Here is an 18,922-nt window from a genome sequence, read left to right as displayed (position 1 = left end):
CACGAATTATTGAAGAAAATAAAACCATTACAGCTTCTCAAATGTCAACACCAGATACTTCTGATTTAACTGACAATTTAATTCGAGTTCCCAACAATATTACAATTGCCAATGCTATAGCGAATGCAGGATATGCAACTATTGACACTAAGGATGTCATAAAAACTTTGGAAGAACAACTTCACTTTACTGAATTAAAAAAAGGCAACATATTAAGAATTGCTACCATTGAAAAAGGTGAGCATGCAAAAATAATTCGGGTAAGTATTTACGAATCAGAAAAACACATTCTTACAGTTGCACTTAACGATAATGGTAAATTTGTTATAGGCTCTGAACCTGCTAGTAAGCTTAGCTTAGATGATGATACTACTCCTATCCTTCCTTCAAACATGGATTTGCCCAATATTTATGACGCTGTCTGGCGTTCTTCACTATCGTCTGGATTAAATAACAATCTTGTACAATTAATCATCAAGCTCTTAGCAAACAGTGTTGATTTGAAGTCTCAATTAAAGCAAAGTGATTATATTGAGGTATTTTTTACTGATACATCCGAATCTGAGTTGCTCTATGCAAATGTTCATTGCGGGAATACTCAAACTCATTTTTATCGTTTTCAAAATCCTCAAGATAAATCGATTGATTACTTCGACGAAAATGGAAAAAGAATACGACCATTTTTACTTCGCAGTCCAGTTCCAGGAGCACGAATAACATCTGGATTTGGCGCACGAGTTCACCCAATCTTAGGGTATACCCGTATGCATACAGGTGTAGATTGGGCAGCACCACGCGGTACCCCAATTCTTGCTGTCGGAGATGGTGTTGTTGAAAAAGCAGGCTGGGCAGGTGGTTATGGGAAACAAACAATAATTAGACACGGCAATGGATATCTTTCTTCTTATAATCATCAAAATAACATTGCAAAAAATATTAAAGTAGGAGGACGTGTTAAACAAGGTCAAGTGATTGGCTGGATTGGTACAACTGGACTTTCAACAGGACCGCATTTACATTATGAATTAATTGTGAACCAAACCAAAGTAGACTCTACAAAAATTAGACTACCAGGAGGGGACCCTGTACCTACAAAATTCCTTAATCATTTCAAATCAGAAGTAAAAAGAATTAACGCTCTCATAAAAAACGGAGAAAAATCAAGAAAATTAGCAAGTCGTTAGGTTGATTAGCTTAATAAAAAAGATAAAAAACTAAGCTGTTGAAAATTCCTCCTTAGAATTTTCATATGTTGAATCGAAAACTTGAAAATTAAGCCGATCTGATCCTACAGAAACTTTAATAGATGCACCATCCGGGATGCTATTAGATAGAATTTTTTCAGCTAACGGATCCTGAACATATCTTTGTATAATTCTTTTTAAAGGCCTAGCACCATAAACAGGGTCATAGCCGCGTTCAGACAACCAATCGATCACTTGGCTATCTAAATGTATGGAGACCTTTCTCTCTGAAAGAAGAGAAAAAATCCTATTAAGTTGAATGTTTACAATTTTTCCTATTTCTGACTTACGCAAACGCTGAAACAAGATAATTTCATCAATACGATTTAAAAACTCAGGCCTAAAAGAAGATCGCACCACTTCCATTACCTGATCTTGCAATTTTTGATCAATATCATCATCATTAGCCTCTACTAAGTACTCTGCACCCAAATTAGAGGTCATAATAATCATTGTATTACGAAAATCCACAGTACGACCCTGGCCATCTGTGAGCCTTCCTTCATCTAACACCTGAAGCAAAATATTAAATACATCGGAATGGGCTTTTTCAATTTCATCAAACAATATAACTTGATAAGGACGCCTACGAACAGCTTCAGTTAATGATCCCCCTTCTTCATACCCAACATAACCAGGAGGAGCACCAATAAGACGCGCTACTGAATGCTTCTCCATATATTCAGACATATCAATCCTAACCATAGCCAAATCAGAATCAAACATGAATTTTGCTAAAGTCTTCGTAAGTTCAGTTTTACCAACACCTGTCGGACCAAGAAAAATAAATGACCCTAAAGGGCGATTAGGATCTTGCAAACCAGCTCGAGAACGACGTACCGCATTTGAAACGGCCTTAACAGCGATATCTTGACCAATTACTGACTTGGCAAGTTCATCTTCCATACTAAGAAATTTAGCACGATCACTTTCCAACATCTTATCTACAGGGATACCTGTCCACCGTGAAACAACGCTAGCAATATTATCCGCTGTTACAACCTCCTGAATCATAGCTGACGTCTCATTATCTTTTGATTCAGCTGCTTTTAACTCTTTTTCCAACTCTGGTATCAAACCATAAGAAAGCTCTCCAGCACGCTGAAATTCCCCATTACGTTGAGCTATAGCTAGCTCATTACGCATAGCTTCCAAACGCTTTTTAAGATCAGCGGCATAAACAAGCTTTCTCTTATCGGCTTGCCAACGCACCGTTAAAATATGAGCTTGCTCTTCTAAAGTAACAAGCTCTTTTTCTAAAATGTTAAGCCTATCTGCAGAAGAAGAATCCCTTTCCTTCTTTAAAGCCTCTTTTTCAATTTTAAGCTGTATAATTCGACGATCCAATTCATCGAGTTTTTCAGGCTTAGAATCAACCTGGATACGAACACGAGAAGCAGCTTCATCCATCAAATCAATAGCTTTATCTGGTAAAAAGCGATCGGTAATATAACGGTTAGACAAAGTTGCTGCTGCAACTAAAGAAGAATCTGAAATCCGAACCTTATGATGTTGCTCATACCTCTCTTTAAGGCCTCGCAAAATAGATATCGTATCTTCAACAGTAGGCTCATCAACTATTACAGATTGGAATCTCCGAGCAAGAGCCGGATCCTTTTCTACATGCTTACGATATTCATCTAATGTTGTAGCACCGATACAATGAAGCTCACCACGCGCTAAAGCAGGCTTAAGCAAATTAGAAGCATCCATAGCACCATCTGCCTTACCAGCACCAACTAATGTATGCATCTCGTCAATAAAAAGTATAACACCGCCATTCTCGGACTGAATTTCATTAAGAAGAGCCTTTAATCTTTCCTCAAATTCTCCTCTCATTTTTGTGCCTGCAATTAAAGCGCCCATATCTAGCGCCATCAATTTTTTATCTTTCAAAGTTTCAGGGACATCACCATTAATAATACGCAACGCCAAACCTTCAACGATAGCAGTTTTTCCAACACCAGGCTCTCCTATAAGGACAGGATTATTCTTTGTTCTTCTAGATAAAACTTGAATCGTACGACGTATTTCATCATCACGACCTATTACAGGATCAAGCTTTCCTTCCCTGGCTTCTACTGTGAGATCCCTTGCATATTTTTTTAAAGAATCAAAACGTTCTTCTGCATTAGCTGAATCCGCAACACGCCCTTTTCTTATCTCATTAATCACTTTATTAAGATTATCAAAGGTTATTCCAGAATCTTTAAGCAATTGAGCTAAAGAACTCTTTGGAGATGCCATCGCCAGCAAGAGCCTCTCAACAGTTACAAAACTATCTCCAGCTTTTTTAGAAATTTCTTCCGCTTTGGAAAAAAGAGTTACTAAATTTTGAGAAATATAAACCTGAACGTCACTTCCTGTAATTTTAGGTAATTTAGAAAGTATGGCCTTATTACAAGTGCTTAATTTTTTTATATCACCACCAGCACGTTCTATTAGTAATGATGCCATTCCTTGAGAATCTTCAAGCATAACATACAAAATATGTTCTGGAATAAGTTGTTGATGTCCTTGTTCTAAAGCATAAGTCTGAGAAGTCTGTAAATAACTACGTACAAGCTCTGAATATTTAGCTATATCCATAAAACCTTATCCTTTTCTCTTTTCTTACTCTCTTCTCTCAATAAAATAACACTTATACGCACTACCCTTTAGAGAAAAACAATAAACATAAAATAATTATTTATATGCATATTTAAAAGAAATAAGTCAAAAATTTATTATTTGGATATCATACTTCCAAAACAGAACTTTCTTCAACAGAAGAACCCATTTCAGAATTTTCTGATGAGCTATTTTGATTAGATTTATTGGATGACCTAACTACAGATTTACGGCGACGCATATTAGTAACCCTTTTCGTAAGAACCTCTTTTTCTGCTTTAGAAACTTCAAAAGAAAATCCTTCAATTATCGGCTGAGGGCTATTTGCTTCAATCATTTTATTTTTTTCTGTTATTGGCAAAATAGATATAGGTTCTACCAATTCAACTTCCGAATGGTTTACTTCATTCTCTAACCCCAATGATCTTTTTTCTTCACTTTCTAAAGAATCTACACGTTCATCACGTTTTATCCGCTCATGTATTTGAGATTGAGCAATGGCAATAATACGATTGTAATGCTCTGCATGCTGAAAATGATTCTCTGCCATTACATAATCACCTGCACTCATTGCATCGCGAGCAAGCGCTGAATATTTTTCAGCGATATGCTGAGCGGTTCCACGAATTTTTATATCAGGGCCGGAGCTATCATAACTACGCGTTAGTGGATTAAGATTTTTACGATTAAAATTTCCACTGTTGCTGTTATTCGAGCTACGCCCGCGACTACGCTTATGCTGCTGTTGTCCTGGCCTCATTTATCATTCACCTGAATTTCTATATTTTTATTGTTAATTTATATCTAAAAGCCCAATTCGATTAACCGATTCATACCCAAAAACAAGGGATTCAAGAACAACACGTTGCTTGGAAACTTACGGCACCTCCAAAGCTCATAAATTCCATATAATTTATCAAGGGTAGACATTAAAACCAAGTTACTATCTACAAATACTCAATATAAACAAATAGAATATATTATATGAACAAACAGTTATCTACCCCCTCAACAACCGAATTTTCACAAAGAATCTTATTAGATCTTAATTATAATCAAGGCTTTTGATCTTGATTTAAATACAAACTTATAACCTATAATACCTTTAGCTTACAAACTAATGTTAGGAATGAATATCAATATTCTATCTTTTTTTCCATAATCCTGAATATTTTGTAACAAGGATAATTTATGATTCTCAAAAACATGCAAAACGTCTACCTTTTGATTATAACCAATCTCTACCGCACAAATACCATCTTTTTCCAAGTGCTTAACAACACTATCAGCAATAATACGATAATGATACAAACCATCTAACCCACCATCCAAAGCAATAAGTGGATCAAATTTTCTTACTTCAGGCTCAAGAGTTTCAATAAGGTTAGAAGCAATATAGGGCGGATTTGAGACGATAACATCAAAACATCCCTTAACCCTGGAAAACCAATTGCTTTTAATCACTGAGAAACGGTCCTGAACATTATTGATAATAGCATTTTTTTTTGCAAACTTCAGTGCTTGAAAAGAAATATCAACACCTACTCCTTCAGATAATGGACACTCCTTTAATAATGCAAGACAAATTGCACCAGTTCCTGTTCCTAAATCAAGAATACGCGCAAAGCCTTTTCTAGAAATTATTCGTTGAAGATATGGTAAAACATTACTTACAAGCAATTCTGTTTCAGGCCGAGGTTCAAGAGTTTCGGGAGAAAGAAATAATCGCAATCCATAAAACTCACACCATCCAAGAATACGATAAATAGGCTCACGCTTTAATCGACGGTAAATTGCCTCTTCTAAAACAGATAAGAACTTATCTTCTAGAACAGTATCTGGACACCCTATAATCTGAGCTAAAGAAAACCCTGTTAAGCTAGATAATAAAATGCGAGCTTCTATCATTCCATTATTAAAGCCTGCTGCTTCAAGAAAACGCCCAACCGATACCATACAGTCTTTAACTGTATTGGGCATATTTTTATATTTAAAGTTATTTATCAAGACTAACTAAAATTTCTGCCTGATGTTCCGCAAGTAAAGCATCAATCATCTCATCAATATCACCCTCCAACATGCGATCAAGTTTATAAAGCGTCAAATTAATACGGTGATCAGTAACACGACCTTGAGAAAAATTATAAGTACGAATACGCTCAGAACGGTCTCCTGAACCAACTTGAGCCTTACGCTTAGCGGATCTTTCGCTTTCTAAACGTCTTCTCTCTATATCATAGAGACGAGCTCTTAATACTTTCATAGCCTGCAATCTGTTCTGATGTTGTGATTTTTCAGAAGAAGTAACCACTATTCCACTAGGAATATGTGTAATCCTTACCGCTGAATCTGTAGTATTGACATGTTGACCTCCAGCTCCTGATGACCGCATAGTATCAATACGAATATCTTCTGGAGCAATATCAATATCAACATCCTTGGCCTCTGGTAAAACAGCCACCGTTGCTGCTGAAGTATGAACTCTTCCGCTTGCTTCTGTCATTGGCACACGCTGCACACGATGCACCCCAGACTCAAATTTTAATCTAGAAAAAACACCCTGTCCAGAAATTGCTGCAATAATTTCCTTATACCCACCTGCGTCTCCTTCACTCGCTGACAGCAATTCAACTTTCCACTTACGTAATGAAGAATAGCGTTCATACATACGGAAAAGATCCCCTACGAATAAAGCAGCTTCTAAACCACCCGTTCCAGAACGTATTTCAAGGATACTACTCTTTTCGTTATCCGCATCTTTAGGTAACAAAAGATATTTGATCTCGTTCTCAAGGATTTCTTTTTGTTTTTCTATCTCACAAAGTTCAATTTCAACCAACTCTTTCAGTTCTTGATCTATATTCTGATCAGAAAGGACAGATAAAAGATTTTTCTCTTCTTCTTTTTTTTGATCATAAGAATCTATTTTCTCAACTATAGGCTTTATATTTACATATTCTGAATTCAATTTTATGTATTCTTCAACAGGAAGAGATCCAGACATACGCATTTCAATCTCAGAGAGACGGCTTTTTAACTCATGAATTTTCTCAAAAGGCAGAAGGAACAAATCTAAAAACTCTCAAAACTACAAAGGTATATTTTCATTCATTGCAAAACGTGACAAAATATCACGCATATTTGTACTATGGTATTGATCATTCAACTCATTTTCTAATAATTTCTCCAATTTACAAACATCTAAATTTAATAACATTGCCTTAACCAAATTAATAGAAGCAGGAGACATCGAAATAGAACGAAACCCTATACCAATCAACGCCATAGCACAAATAGGTTTACCAGCCATTTCCCCACACAAATTTACGTGTGTATTATTACGAACACCAGCTTGTACAATATCACGAAGTATCCTTAAGAATGGACGCCCTAAAAAATCAAACCGTTCAGAAATTCTGGGATTATTACGATCAACTGCCATAGAAAATTGGAAAAGATCATTGGAACCAACAGAAACAAAATCCACTTCCGTCATCAGTTCATCTAATTGCCATAATAAAACAGGGACTTCAATCATCGCACCAAACTGTAATTTAACTGGTAATTCATAACCAAATTTTGAAAGATTATTTATTTCTCTACGCAAAAATTCACGAACAGAACGCAACTCAGAAACTTCTGTAACCATAGGGATTATGATTCTTAATTCATTCCCTGAAGAAGCCCTTAAAAGCGCTCGAAATTGAGTACGCAACAATACAGACCTATCAAGAGTTAATCGAATAGCTCTCCAGCCAAGAGCCGGATTACTTTCTTTTCTTAAGTGGAAATAAGGAACAACCTTATCATCTCCAATATCTAACGTACGAAAAGTAACTTTCTTCCCTTTAGCTTGACGGATCACGCTACGATAAAATACTTCTTGTTCGTTTACTCTTGGTAAATTAGATGCAAGCATAAACTGTAATTCTGTACGAAATAAACCTACACCTTCTGCACCTGATTCAATAAGATGCGGCATATCTAATAATAAACCGGCATTTATTAATAATGTAATACGCTTGCCATCTTTTGTAATTGGTACCACATCTCTTAATTGCTGTAATTGCTCCCGAAGTTGAACTTGGAGATGTACTTTTTCAACATAATCATGTTGATGCGCATTTAAAGGACGCAAGTAAACACGCCCTTCATCACCATCAACGATTACAGAATCGCCATTTTCAGCAAGTGCTACCGCACTCTTTACTTGCCCTACCACTGGAATACCCATAGCACGAGCAACAATAACAACATGACTTGTAATCGTACCTTCTTCAAGAACGAGACCTTTAATCTGAGAATTAGGATAATCAAGAAGCTCAGCAACACCCATTGAACGCGCAAAAATTATAGCATTCGAAGGTACAGGACTATTAGAAGAATGATTATCATCTCTTATCAAATGACGTAATAAGCGATTCGCTAAATCTTCAAAATCATAAATACGTTCCTTATTATGAAGATCATTAAATCGCATTATACGAACTTTATAATCATTATTAACTTTTTCAACTGCCGCCTCTGCTGTTAAGCCATTGCGAATAGCTTCCTCTATCTTTTTTAGCCACCCCTGATCATTCGCAAACATGCGATAACTTTCAAGAACATCGCGATGCTCTCCTTCCCTTAACATATCACCTCGTAAAAGCATGCGATCTATAGAAATACGTAAATTACCTATAGCCTGCCCAAGCCGAGAGACCTCTTTTTCTGGATCTTCATTAAGAAGGTTACGTACAAAAACCCTTGGATTGTGTAATAAAACATTACCGAAACCAATTCCTCCATTATAAGGGCTTCCGTCTATAGAAACTGAATGCAAAGATTTTTGTTCAATTGACTTGTCTACCTCACGTTCATGTACAGCAATCATTTCAGCTAATACCATTGCAATGGTTTCAATGATCTCAACTTCATCGTCATTATATATACGTTCATCTTTATCCTGGACAACGAGAACCCCGTGTAATCGCCCAACACGCAAAATAGGTACACCTAAAAAACCATGAAACATTTCTTCTCCCGTTTCAGGTAAATAGAAAAAAGAAGAATGAGATTGACCATCAGAAGTATTAAGAGAACGTGCAAAAGCAGCTACATTGCCGACAAGTCCCTGACCTATTTTCAGTTTACATTTATGAACAGCATCTTTATTAAGTCCTTCTGTAGCATATAACTCAAGAAGACCATCCGGAGACAATACATATATCGAACATACGTGGAATGCCATATCTTCAGCAATCTGCTTAACAAGCCTATTCAGGCGCTCTTGATAATCAAGAGGTTCAACTATTAGAGCACGAAGTCGCTTAAGAACATCCCTATGTTCTACATGTAGTTTTTTTATCATTTTCACTCTCCCTAGAAGAGTGTTTTAAACTTGAAAGGATCTAATAACGATAGTTATTTCAATAAAAAACCAGCGTCACCATAAGTTATTCGACATCCAAACCATAACAAGAATGCAAAGCTCTTACAGCTAATTCAGTATAAACACTATCAATGAGAACAGAAATTTTAATTTCAGATGTAGTAATTGCCTTAATGTTTATTCCTTTCTCCGCAAGACAAAGAAAAAAAGCAGCTGCAACCCCTGCATGACTACGCATTCCAACTCCTATAACAGAAATCTTCACAAGACCGAATTCATACTGAATAATATCATATCCAATAGTATCCTTATTATTTTTAAGAACTTCAAGAGCTTTTTCTAAACTTGATGAGGGAGTAGTAAACGTCATATCTGTGTGTTTGCCATCTTCAGAAATATTCTGCACAATCATATCAACATTAATATTAGCTTTTGCAAGAGGACTAAAAATAGAAGCCGAAACTCCTGGTCGATCTAAAAGACGCCTTAAAGAAATTTGCGCTTCATCTTTAGTATAAGCAATACCAGTAATAACTTCATGCTCCATTATTTCTTCCTCACTACAAATGAGTGTTCCAGGAAAATCCTGCACATCATTTTTATAGACCTCATCAACTTTTTTAAAGCTTGAACATACACAAATACGTACTTTATGAAGCATCGCCAATTCCACTGAACGTACCTGTAATACCTTGGCTCCAAGCGAAGCCATTTCCAACATTTCTTCAAATGAAATCCGCTTCATAAGCTTGGCTTTTGGATCTATACGTGGATCAGTTGTATAAATACCATCAACATCAGTATAGATATCACAGCGATCTGCCTTTAAAGCAGCCGCCAATGCTACTGCAGAAGTATCAGATCCTCCTCGACCAAGTGTAGAAATACGTCTATCAATGCTAAGCCCTTGGAATCCTGCAATAACAGCAACTTTACCTTTTTCAATTTGCTCTATAATTTCTGAACTATCAATATCTAAAATACGCGCTGATCCATGTACACTATCTGTAAGAATAGGTATTTGCCAACCTTGCCACGAACGAGCATCAATACCTATTGACTGCAGAATAATTGCAAGAAGTCCAGAAGTTACTTGTTCTCCTGAAGAAATAACTACATCATATTCACAAGCATCATACGAAGATGAAGCTTGATGACATAAAGAAACCAACTCATCAGTTTTCCCACCCATAGCTGAAACAACAACTGCAACTTTATTCCCTAAATCTACTTCACGCTTTACATGTAAGGATACATTACGAATACGCTCCATGTCCAATACAGATGTACCACCAAATTTCATCACGATACGCGCCATACCCTAATATCCAATACAAATTATATACAATCAACAAACATAAAATACTGACATATATCTTTTAAACTTTAACCCAAAATAGACATGGAACCTATATTAATGTAACTTATCAAGTATTATATATCCTTAACCAATTTTTATAAAAATGATACCAGAAGAACCACCTTTATGACAAAATCTAAAGACTATATTACAATTGATCCCGCAGAAATTGAACACTTTTCAAATATAGCTAATGAATGGTGGAATCCTCAAGGAAAATTTAAACCGCTCCATAAAATTAACCCAATAAGAATAGAATATATCCGTAATAAAATAATACATCATTTTAAATATAATGTTCAAGAAATCTATCCCTTAAAAGGATTACGTGTTCTAGATCTAGGATGCGGGGGTGGACTTCTATCAGAACCTATAGCTGAAATGGGAGCTGACGTAATTGGTATTGACCCTTCCCCGAAAAATATTGAAGTTGCTATAGCTCATTCTCGTATGAAAGGAATAGTCGTTGACTACCGCACAGGTTATGCTGAAGATCTCGCTGCATCAAAAGAAACTTTTGATGTAATATTAAATATGGAAATTGTAGAGCATGTTGTAAATATTAGTTCCTTTATACAGATATGTTGTTCTATGTTACGAAAAAACGGATTAATGTTTATATCTACGATTAATCGCAATTTAAAAGCTATGTTGTTAGCTATTGTTGCTGCTGAATACTTATTACAGTGGCTACCAAAAGGAACCCATCATTATAAAAAACTTGTCACTCCAGAAGAACTTAATCATTTATTATTAGAAAATAATATGAACATCTTAGATTGCACTGGTGTAACATTTAACATCCTATGCAATAAGTGGAAACTCTCTCAAAATACAGATGTCAACTATATGATGCTCGCGCAGAAATTAAAATATTCATAAAAAACTAAAGTGAATTTATAATTATTCTATAATTCTACAATTATACCACTTTTGATTGTTATTTGGCGATTCATCCTAGCAGCAAGTTCATGGTTATGAGTAGCAATTATTGCAGCCAAACCAGATTGCTTTACTAACCTTCCTAAAACATCAAACACATGCAATGCTGTCTGTGGATCCAGATTACCTGTTGGCTCATCTGCTAATAACACTAAAGGACCATTAGCAATAGCACGACAAATAGCAACTCTCTGCTGCTCACCTCCAGAAAGCTGAAAAGGCTTATGTTTCCCGCGATTACCTATGCGCATATAGTTTAAAAGCTCCTGCGCCCGCTCAAATGCCGAATTATAACAAAGTCCCGCGATAATTTGTGGTATTATAATATTTTCTAATGCAGAAAACTCTATTAAAAGATGATGAAACTGATAGACAAATCCAATCTGAGTACATCGAAAATAAGCTTTCTCTTTATCAGACATCGCTATGCATGACTTACCATTAATAATTATCTCTCCAGAATCAGGTTTTTCTAGTAATCCTGCAATATGTAAAAGTGTTGACTTTCCTGCTCCTGAAGGAGCAATAAGAGCCACTATCTCTCCTCTTTTTAAAGATAAATCAACTCCTCGAAGAATTGGCAAAAAATTATCTTCCTGTTTATAATTATAGATAACTCCTTTAAGCTCTAAAGCAAATTCTGTTATCATAATATTTTCCTATTCATAACGCAAAGCCTGAACAGGATCTAAATGAGATGCTTTCCAAGCAGGAAATATGCTTGCCAAGAACGATAAAACAAGTGTCATAACAATCACCAAAAGAGTCTCGATCCAGGAAATCTTTACAGGTAATGCACTTAAAAAATAAACTTCTGGATCAAACATTACTGTTCCAAACAACCACGAAAGAAACTGTCTTATCTTTTCAATGTTATATGATATAAGAATACCCATCAAAACACCAACACAAGTACCAATAACACCAATAGTAGCCCCAGTAATAAAAAATATACGCATAATGGATGCTGCAGTAGCGCCCATAGTTCTCAATATAGCTATATCTTTACCTTTATCTGTAACAATCATCGTAAGACCAGATATAATATTCAGAGAAGCAACAAAAACTATTAATGTTAATATAATAAACATCACATTACGTTCTGTCTCCATCGCCGAGAAAAATACCTGATTACGTTGGCGCCAATCAGTAATAATAAGCTGTCTTTTAACTGTTTTCTCAATTTCCATTCGAATTTCCTGTACATACTCAGGATTATCAAGAAATAATTCTATCAAAGGAACTTCTTCACCAAAATTAAAATACATCTGAGCATCTCTAAGTGGCATATAAATCATTCCATTGTCATACTCCGTTATCCGTGTTTGAAATATAGCAGATACATAGTAAGATTTTATTCTTGCATTAACACCAAACGGGGTAATGTCTCCTTCAGGAGACAGAAGCTTTATTTTATCTCCTACTGAGACCCCTAAAATTTCTGCAAGACGCGAACCAATAACTACTTGTTCTCCACTATAAAAATCGGTTAATTTTCCAGAAACAATATTAGAAGAAACAATATTCAACTTTAAGAGATCATCTTTACGTATACCACGCACTAAAGCTCCAGAACCTCCAATACTTTTTCCAGAAGCAAATACTTGACCCTCCACTAAAGGAATAGCGAGCTTAATTCCTTGAATAGAAGAAAGCTTCTTTGAAAAAGAATCATAGTCTTTAAATGCTGTATCTATCGGCTGAACAATTATATGCCCATTAATGCCTAAAATACGGGAAATTATATCTGACCGAAATCCATTCATAACGGACATAACTATTATTAAAGTTGCAACTCCAAGCATAACTCCTAAGAATGAAAATCCTGCTATAACCGAAATAAATTTTGTATTACGATTTGAACGTAAATAACGCCAAGCAATCATCCATTCAAATTTAGAAAATGGTCCTGTAATAGAAATTTTTTTTTCAATACCTATCTTATCAATCACTTCCACGATAGATCTACCTTAGGCTTCTTCATTATTTATTTTCTGTGTTAAATAATTAATGACAGCTTCAACTGACATTTTTTCTCTAAAACTTGTTTTTCTATTCTTTAATTCAACTTCTTTATACATATTAAACTGAGACCCAACAATGATTTGGTAGGGAAATCCAAGCAAATCAGCCGTTGCAAATTTCGCCCCTGCTCCATCTTCTTTATCATCTAACAATACTTCCTTACCAAATTTAGAGAGTGTATTATAAATCTTTTCACAAGCTTCATTACATTCCTTATCTTTCACTTTTAAGTTAATCAGCGAAATATCAAAAGGAGATACAGAAGGAGGCCAAATGATACCATTGTTGTCATAGGAAGTTTCAATAATTGCAGGAATAATTCTCATTGCACCAATTCCATAAGATCCCATGTGAACAAAATGCTCTTTACCATCTACTCCTTTAACTCTAGCATTCATTGCTTCAGAGTATTTTGTACCAAAATAAAAAATATGGCCAACCTCAATACCATGCGTTATTAAACGTTTTTTTTCTGGAATAGCATTAAATATACTTTCATCATGCAGATCTGAAGTAGAAGCATAAAGAGAAGTCCATTGATTAACAATATTTTTTAAAGCAACTACGTCATCAAAATCTGTTTGCGCTACTGGAATAGAAAAGTCTAGAAAATCCTTACAACAAAAAACCTCAGTTTCACCAGTTTCTGCAAGAATAATAAATTCATGACTTAAATCTCCTCCTATTGGACCAGTTGATGCTCGCAAAGTTATTGGCTTTAATCCCATACAATCAAATATCCGCAAATAGGAAACAAACATCTTATGATAAGAATGTTCTGCACTTTCTCTTGTTAAATCAAAAGAATAGGCGTCCTTCATAAGAAATTCACGAGCACGCATTACACCAAAACGTGGCCTGATCTCATCACGAAATTTGCTTTGAATATGATAGAGATTTAATGGAAGGTCTTTATAAGATTTAATATAAGATCGAAAAATATCCGTTATCATTTCTTCATTAGTAGGACCATAAAGCATTGCTCTATTGTGCCTATCACAGAATCTCAACATTTCTTTTCCATAAGAATCATAACGACCACTTTCTTGCCATAATTCAGCTGACTGTAATGTTGGCATAAGAAGTTCAATGGCGCCTGAACGATTTTGTTCCCGTCGAATAATAGAATTAACCTTATCTAAAACCTTTTTACCTAACGGTAAAAAAGAATAAATACCTCTTGAATGCTGATGTATCATACCTGTCCGCAACATAAGCTTATGAGATATAAGCTCTGCATCTCTAGGGTTTTCATTAAGAATAGGCAGAAAATACCTGGACATACGCATGCTTTGTTTCCTAGTTTATGAACACAATCATCTGTTGAATGTTCTTGTAATAACTCTATTATCAACAGTAACTATTCTAAGCTACTTTAAATCCAGTTTCTGAACAGAAGCTACTCTAATTTAGTTGAATATCCAAAAACAACTATATACAGCACTTTTAATTACGTACTCCTCTGTTAACAAACACTGTTACTAATGGCTTCTTTCCCCAAAATTGCTTTATATTAGACCGCAAAGCAGAAGATATCGCCCGTCGCAACATTTCAAAATCCCTTCGTCGCAAAGATGGTATTTTTTTAATTGTACTAAAAACAATCTTTAACAAAAATTTATTAACCTCTTCACCATTATTGTCATAAGTTGGCAAACCAACAGATACAATTTCTGGAAGACCAATAATCTCATACAGATCATCTAAAAGAAGATTAAGCGTTAGATGACCAACAAAAGAAAGTTTTCTTCTCTTGCTAATCCCTAACTCTTCAAGATCACCAATCAAATAACCATCTTTAAAAAGACGCCCATGCACAACTTCATCTATTACTTTAACTGGCCCTGGTGCAATCCTTAATATATCTCCATTACGTACATTTGGCACATTAGGAACCCCAAATTTCAATGCCAACTCCTTCTGAGCACTTAAGTGCGAAGCTTCCCCGTGAATAGCAACAACTGTTTTTGGCTGTGTCCATTTATACATCTGCTGAAGTTCATAACGATATGGATGACCAGAAACATGAACCGGAAATTCTGTATCCTTATCTTCACTAATAATCTGAATTCCTTGTTCAATAAGAGCATTTTTTACTGAATTTATCGCCGTTTCATTTCCAGGAATAGCGCGAGAAGAAAATACAACCACATCACCAGATGCCAAAGCTACATTACGCAATTCCTTGCGTGCTAGCTTTGCAAGAGCAGAACGTGGCTCACCTTGGCTACCGGTCAAAATAACAACAAGCTTTTCACGAGGGAAATCCCCAAAATTCTCTTCTGGAACAAATGAATCAATGTCTTCTATCAAACCGATATCACTAGAAACATTAATAACACGTTTAAGAGAAGAACCAAGGAGCAAAACACTACGACCTAAATCTTTAGCAACTTTACTAATAGTACAAATTCGACCAACATTAGACGAAAACATAGTAATAGCAACACGTCCTGAAGCGCTTTTAATAATATTATACAAACTTTTTTCAACATCTTTTTCTGAAAAAACCAAATTTTCTCGCATTGCATTTGTGGAGTCACACATAAGAGCCAGAACACCTTCATCCCCTAATGCACAAAAACGCTCTTTATTAGTTACGTCTCCAAGTATTGGACTATCATCTATTTTCCAATCGCCTGTATGAAGAATATTCCCTAATGGCGTCTTAATGATTAATGCCATTGATTCTGGAATAGAATGATTAACTTGAACTGCTTCAATTGAAAAAGGACCTATATTAATACAATCACCAGCCTTAAAAGAAGTTATAGGAATATCTATTGGAATACGATCATAAGCGCGTTTAGCTTCTAAAAGTCCAATAGCAAAAGGAGATGCATAAACAGGTGCATCAAGAGTAGACCATAAATCAATAATAGCCCCAAAATGATCTTCATGTGCATGTGTAATAATAATTGCTTTAAGGATCTGATTTTCATTGATAAGAAAACTAATATCAGGGAAAATAAGATCAACACCAGGAAAATCATTTCCTGCAAAAGAAACGCCACAATCAACCATTATCCATTCACGTTCTTCTGGCGTCCCGTATCCATAGAGCATCATATTCATACCGATTTCTCCAAGGCCACCAAGCGGCAAAAATAACAGTTCCTTGTGCTTTTTCATATGTTCATCTTTCATCTTGCTTTAAAAAAACATCTCCTGTAGAAATTTGAACAAAATCTCCATTATCTATTTCTAACAATAAAAAGCCATTATCATCAATATCCACAAATCGACCACGTAATGATCTATCAGGCAAATTCACTGTAATAATTTCACCTATACCATACACCGCATTGCGCCAAAGATTCATAATCTTGTTCCTTCCACGGCCTTGATCCCACATGGATAGCATTTTTTCTACTTTTTGGAAAAGATGCACATAAACATCTTCCAACTCAACAGAAGCACCCTCAGCTTTAAGAGAAGTAACTGGATAAACAACAGTTTCAGGAAAACAAGAAACATTAATACCTATTCCAATGACAATAGCTTGCGAGCGGTTTAATAAATTTACACTTTCAATAAGAATTCCAGCTACTTTACGCTGTCTAATTAACACATCATTAGGCCATTTAACTTCAACACGAGAATCTCCAAGAGACATAACAGATTTTATAGTTTCCTGAACTGCCAAAGAAATAATAAACGGTAGTGATAACAAAAAACTTGAAGAACCAGAATTGATTAACAACAACGAAGCATAAACATTTCCAGGCTCCGAAAACCAAGCTTTATTTCTACGTCCTCTCCCTCCTGTTTGACGTGAAGCAACAATCCATAAAAATCCTTTATCCCCAGCTAATGCACGTTTTATGCATTCGCTATTAGTAGAGGAAACGGAATCCATAAACTCATAGTGAAAATTCTTAGGATATAAAGAATTTAAACAACCAGGAACCATCGTCAAAAAAGAGATGCTGCTGCTAAATTTATCTTAGAATTAAGGAAGCTTGCAATAAAAATATACATGACAACAAATAAGCCGGATATACTAAATACAAACTTTAATTCTGGGCTAATAGGACAAAATTGTTTTTCACTTTTATCAAACCAAATCACTTTTATAACACGCAAATAATAATAAACTCCAATCACAGAAGAGAGTATACCTAAAATAGCCAAAGTATAAAAATGCTCTTCTATAATAGAAAGAAAAACAAAATACTTACCAAAAAACCCAGCAAAAGGAGGAATACCTGCCAAAGAAAACATCAAAACAGTAAGTATAAAAGCTATGAATGGGTTATCTTGTGAAAGACCTGCCAAATCAGAGATAGATTCAACAGCACCACCCTCTTTAAAACGGAGAGCAATAATACAAGCAAAAACACCCAAAACCATGATTAAATATATAATCATATAATGAAGCATGCTCACAACACCTGCGTCTGTTCCCGAAATCAAACCAAGTAACGCATAACCGATATGAGTTATTGAAGAATAGGCCATAAGACGTTTTATATTCTTTTGTCCAATTGCAGAAAAAGAACCCAAAAACATAGAAGCAAGAGACACAAAAATTATAGCTTGTATTGAGCTAAAGGAAAGAACACCAAATACACTAACCACAATACGCGTAAGTACCACTATAGCAGAAATTTTAGAAACAGTTGCTAAAAAAGCAGTAACAGACGTAGGTGCTCCTTCATAAACATCAGGCGTCCACATATGGAATGGAACAGCTGAAATTTTGAATGCAATACCGACAAGGATCAATACAAAACCCAATGCTAATCCAAAAGAATAATTTTCATTAGATAGCGTGGTTGCTATATCTACAAAGCCTGTATGCTGAGTAAAACCATAAACAAATGACATACCGTACAGTAATATTCCAGATGACAAAGCCCCGAGTACAAAATATTTAAGCCCAGCTTCACTAGAACGAAGATCATCACGATTAATAGCAACGATAACATAAAGAGCTAAAGATTGAAGTTCCAAAGCCATATAAAGGGCAATCATATCGTTAGCTGAAATCAGCAATAAATTTCCTAATATTGCTAACAATAAAAGAACAGAAAACTCAAAAGAAATGAATGAATGTATACGACATTCAGCTAATATCATTATAAAAATTAATATAGAACTTAAAAGAACGATACATTTTACGAATAAAGCCCAACTGTCTAGAATATAAACGCCACCAAATCCTATTCCTTCCGTAGAAAATATAGAAAGATATATAAAAGCTATAAAAAGAACACTTATTGCAAAAAAAGGTATCACAAAATATGACTTCTTTTTAAAGAAAACACCGAGCATCAAAATGACAAGGCTTCCTATTGCTAGAATTAACTCAGGAACACAAAGACTCAAATCGCCTATAATATTGTCAGATGCCATCATCAAAAT

Annotated in this window: 14 protein-coding genes (1 of these 14 cut by a window edge); 2 read left to right on the top strand and 12 right to left on the bottom strand. The window is 35.2% G+C overall.

Annotation, left to right across the window (positions count from 1 at the left end; all coding sequences use genetic code 11):
• Window positions 1-1,184 carry the 3' portion of a M23 family metallopeptidase gene (locus tag B488_RS01415; RefSeq protein WP_015272703.1) on the top strand. The gene continues 583 nt to the left of window position 1, outside the view, so 1,184 of the gene's 1,767 nt are visible here — the last part of the coding sequence; its start codon lies off the left edge, out of view; its stop codon occupies window positions 1,182-1,184.
• 30 nt (window positions 1,185-1,214) lie between these two features.
• Here the strand turns inward: B488_RS01415 and clpB are convergent, their stop codons facing one another.
• The 6 genes from clpB to B488_RS01385 form a co-directional block, all read right to left on the bottom strand.
• Window positions 1,215-3,833: an ATP-dependent chaperone ClpB gene (gene clpB, locus B488_RS01410; protein ID WP_015272702.1), complete on the bottom strand. Its 2,619-nt coding sequence runs from the start codon at window positions 3,831-3,833 to the stop codon at window positions 1,215-1,217.
• Between the two features lie 148 nt (window positions 3,834-3,981).
• Window positions 3,982-4,614, bottom strand: a complete 633-nt coding sequence (locus tag B488_RS01405) for a DUF4167 domain-containing protein (RefSeq protein ID WP_015272701.1) — start codon at window positions 4,612-4,614, stop codon at window positions 3,982-3,984.
• A 350-nt stretch (window positions 4,615-4,964) separates the two neighbouring features.
• Window positions 4,965-5,834 carry a peptide chain release factor N(5)-glutamine methyltransferase gene (gene prmC / locus B488_RS01400; protein ID WP_041770955.1) on the bottom strand — a complete coding sequence of 290 codons (870 nt, stop codon included), beginning with the start codon at window positions 5,832-5,834 and terminating at the stop codon, window positions 4,965-4,967.
• Window positions 5,835-5,850: 16 nt separating this feature from the next.
• A complete protein-coding gene (gene prfA, locus B488_RS01395) occupies window positions 5,851-6,924 on the bottom strand; it encodes a peptide chain release factor 1 (protein WP_015272699.1) in 1,074 nt (357 codons plus the stop codon).
• Window positions 6,925-6,942: 18 nt separating this feature from the next.
• Entirely contained in the window at window positions 6,943-9,204 is a 2,262-nt protein-coding gene (ptsP, locus tag B488_RS01390; RefSeq protein ID WP_425277614.1) for a phosphoenolpyruvate--protein phosphotransferase, read from the bottom strand.
• 88 nt (window positions 9,205-9,292) lie between these two features.
• The gene (locus tag B488_RS01385; RefSeq protein WP_015272697.1) at window positions 9,293-10,546 is read right to left on the bottom strand and encodes an aspartate kinase; all 1,254 of its coding nucleotides are present in this window, start codon (window positions 10,544-10,546) and stop codon (window positions 9,293-9,295) included.
• Between the two features lie 168 nt (window positions 10,547-10,714).
• On the opposite strand from B488_RS01385, the gene ubiG reads away from it, so the two are divergent.
• Window positions 10,715-11,470 (top strand): bifunctional 2-polyprenyl-6-hydroxyphenol methylase/3-demethylubiquinol 3-O-methyltransferase UbiG, encoded by a 756-nt coding sequence (ubiG, locus tag B488_RS01380; protein WP_015272696.1) that lies wholly within the window; start codon window positions 10,715-10,717, stop codon window positions 11,468-11,470.
• A 26-nt stretch (window positions 11,471-11,496) separates the two neighbouring features.
• On the opposite strand, the gene B488_RS01375 is transcribed toward ubiG, so the two are convergent.
• The 6 genes from B488_RS01375 to nuoN all read right to left on the bottom strand — a co-directional run bounded on the left by B488_RS01375 (window position 11,497) and on the right by nuoN (window position 18,913).
• Entirely contained in the window at window positions 11,497-12,180 is a 684-nt protein-coding gene (locus tag B488_RS01375) for an ABC transporter ATP-binding protein (RefSeq protein ID WP_015272695.1), read from the bottom strand.
• Between the two features lie 9 nt (window positions 12,181-12,189).
• Window positions 12,190-13,488 carry a lipoprotein-releasing ABC transporter permease subunit gene (locus B488_RS01370; RefSeq protein ID WP_015272694.1) on the bottom strand — a complete coding sequence of 433 codons (1,299 nt, stop codon included), beginning with the start codon at window positions 13,486-13,488 and terminating at the stop codon, window positions 12,190-12,192.
• Window positions 13,489-13,500: 12 nt separating this feature from the next.
• Window positions 13,501-14,844 (bottom strand): proline--tRNA ligase, encoded by a 1,344-nt coding sequence (proS, locus tag B488_RS01365; RefSeq protein ID WP_015272693.1) that lies wholly within the window; start codon window positions 14,842-14,844, stop codon window positions 13,501-13,503.
• Window positions 14,845-15,001: 157 nt separating this feature from the next.
• Window positions 15,002-16,687: a ribonuclease J gene (locus tag B488_RS01360; RefSeq protein ID WP_015272692.1), complete on the bottom strand. Its 1,686-nt coding sequence runs from the start codon at window positions 16,685-16,687 to the stop codon at window positions 15,002-15,004.
• 4 nt (window positions 16,688-16,691) lie between these two features.
• A complete protein-coding gene (locus B488_RS01355) occupies window positions 16,692-17,468 on the bottom strand; it encodes a biotin--[acetyl-CoA-carboxylase] ligase (RefSeq protein ID WP_015272691.1) in 777 nt (258 codons plus the stop codon).
• 2 nt (window positions 17,469-17,470) lie between these two features.
• Window positions 17,471-18,913, bottom strand: coding sequence for an NADH-quinone oxidoreductase subunit NuoN (gene nuoN / locus B488_RS01350; RefSeq protein ID WP_041770553.1), 1,443 nt, complete (start codon window positions 18,911-18,913; stop codon window positions 17,471-17,473).
• Window positions 18,914-18,922 lie beyond the last annotated feature (9 nt).

This window comes from Liberibacter crescens BT-1, from assembly GCF_000325745.1.
In the GTDB taxonomy this organism is placed as follows: Bacteria; Pseudomonadota; Alphaproteobacteria; order Rhizobiales; family Rhizobiaceae; genus Liberibacter; species Liberibacter crescens.
This window is presented reverse-complemented; position numbering and strand designations above follow the sequence as displayed.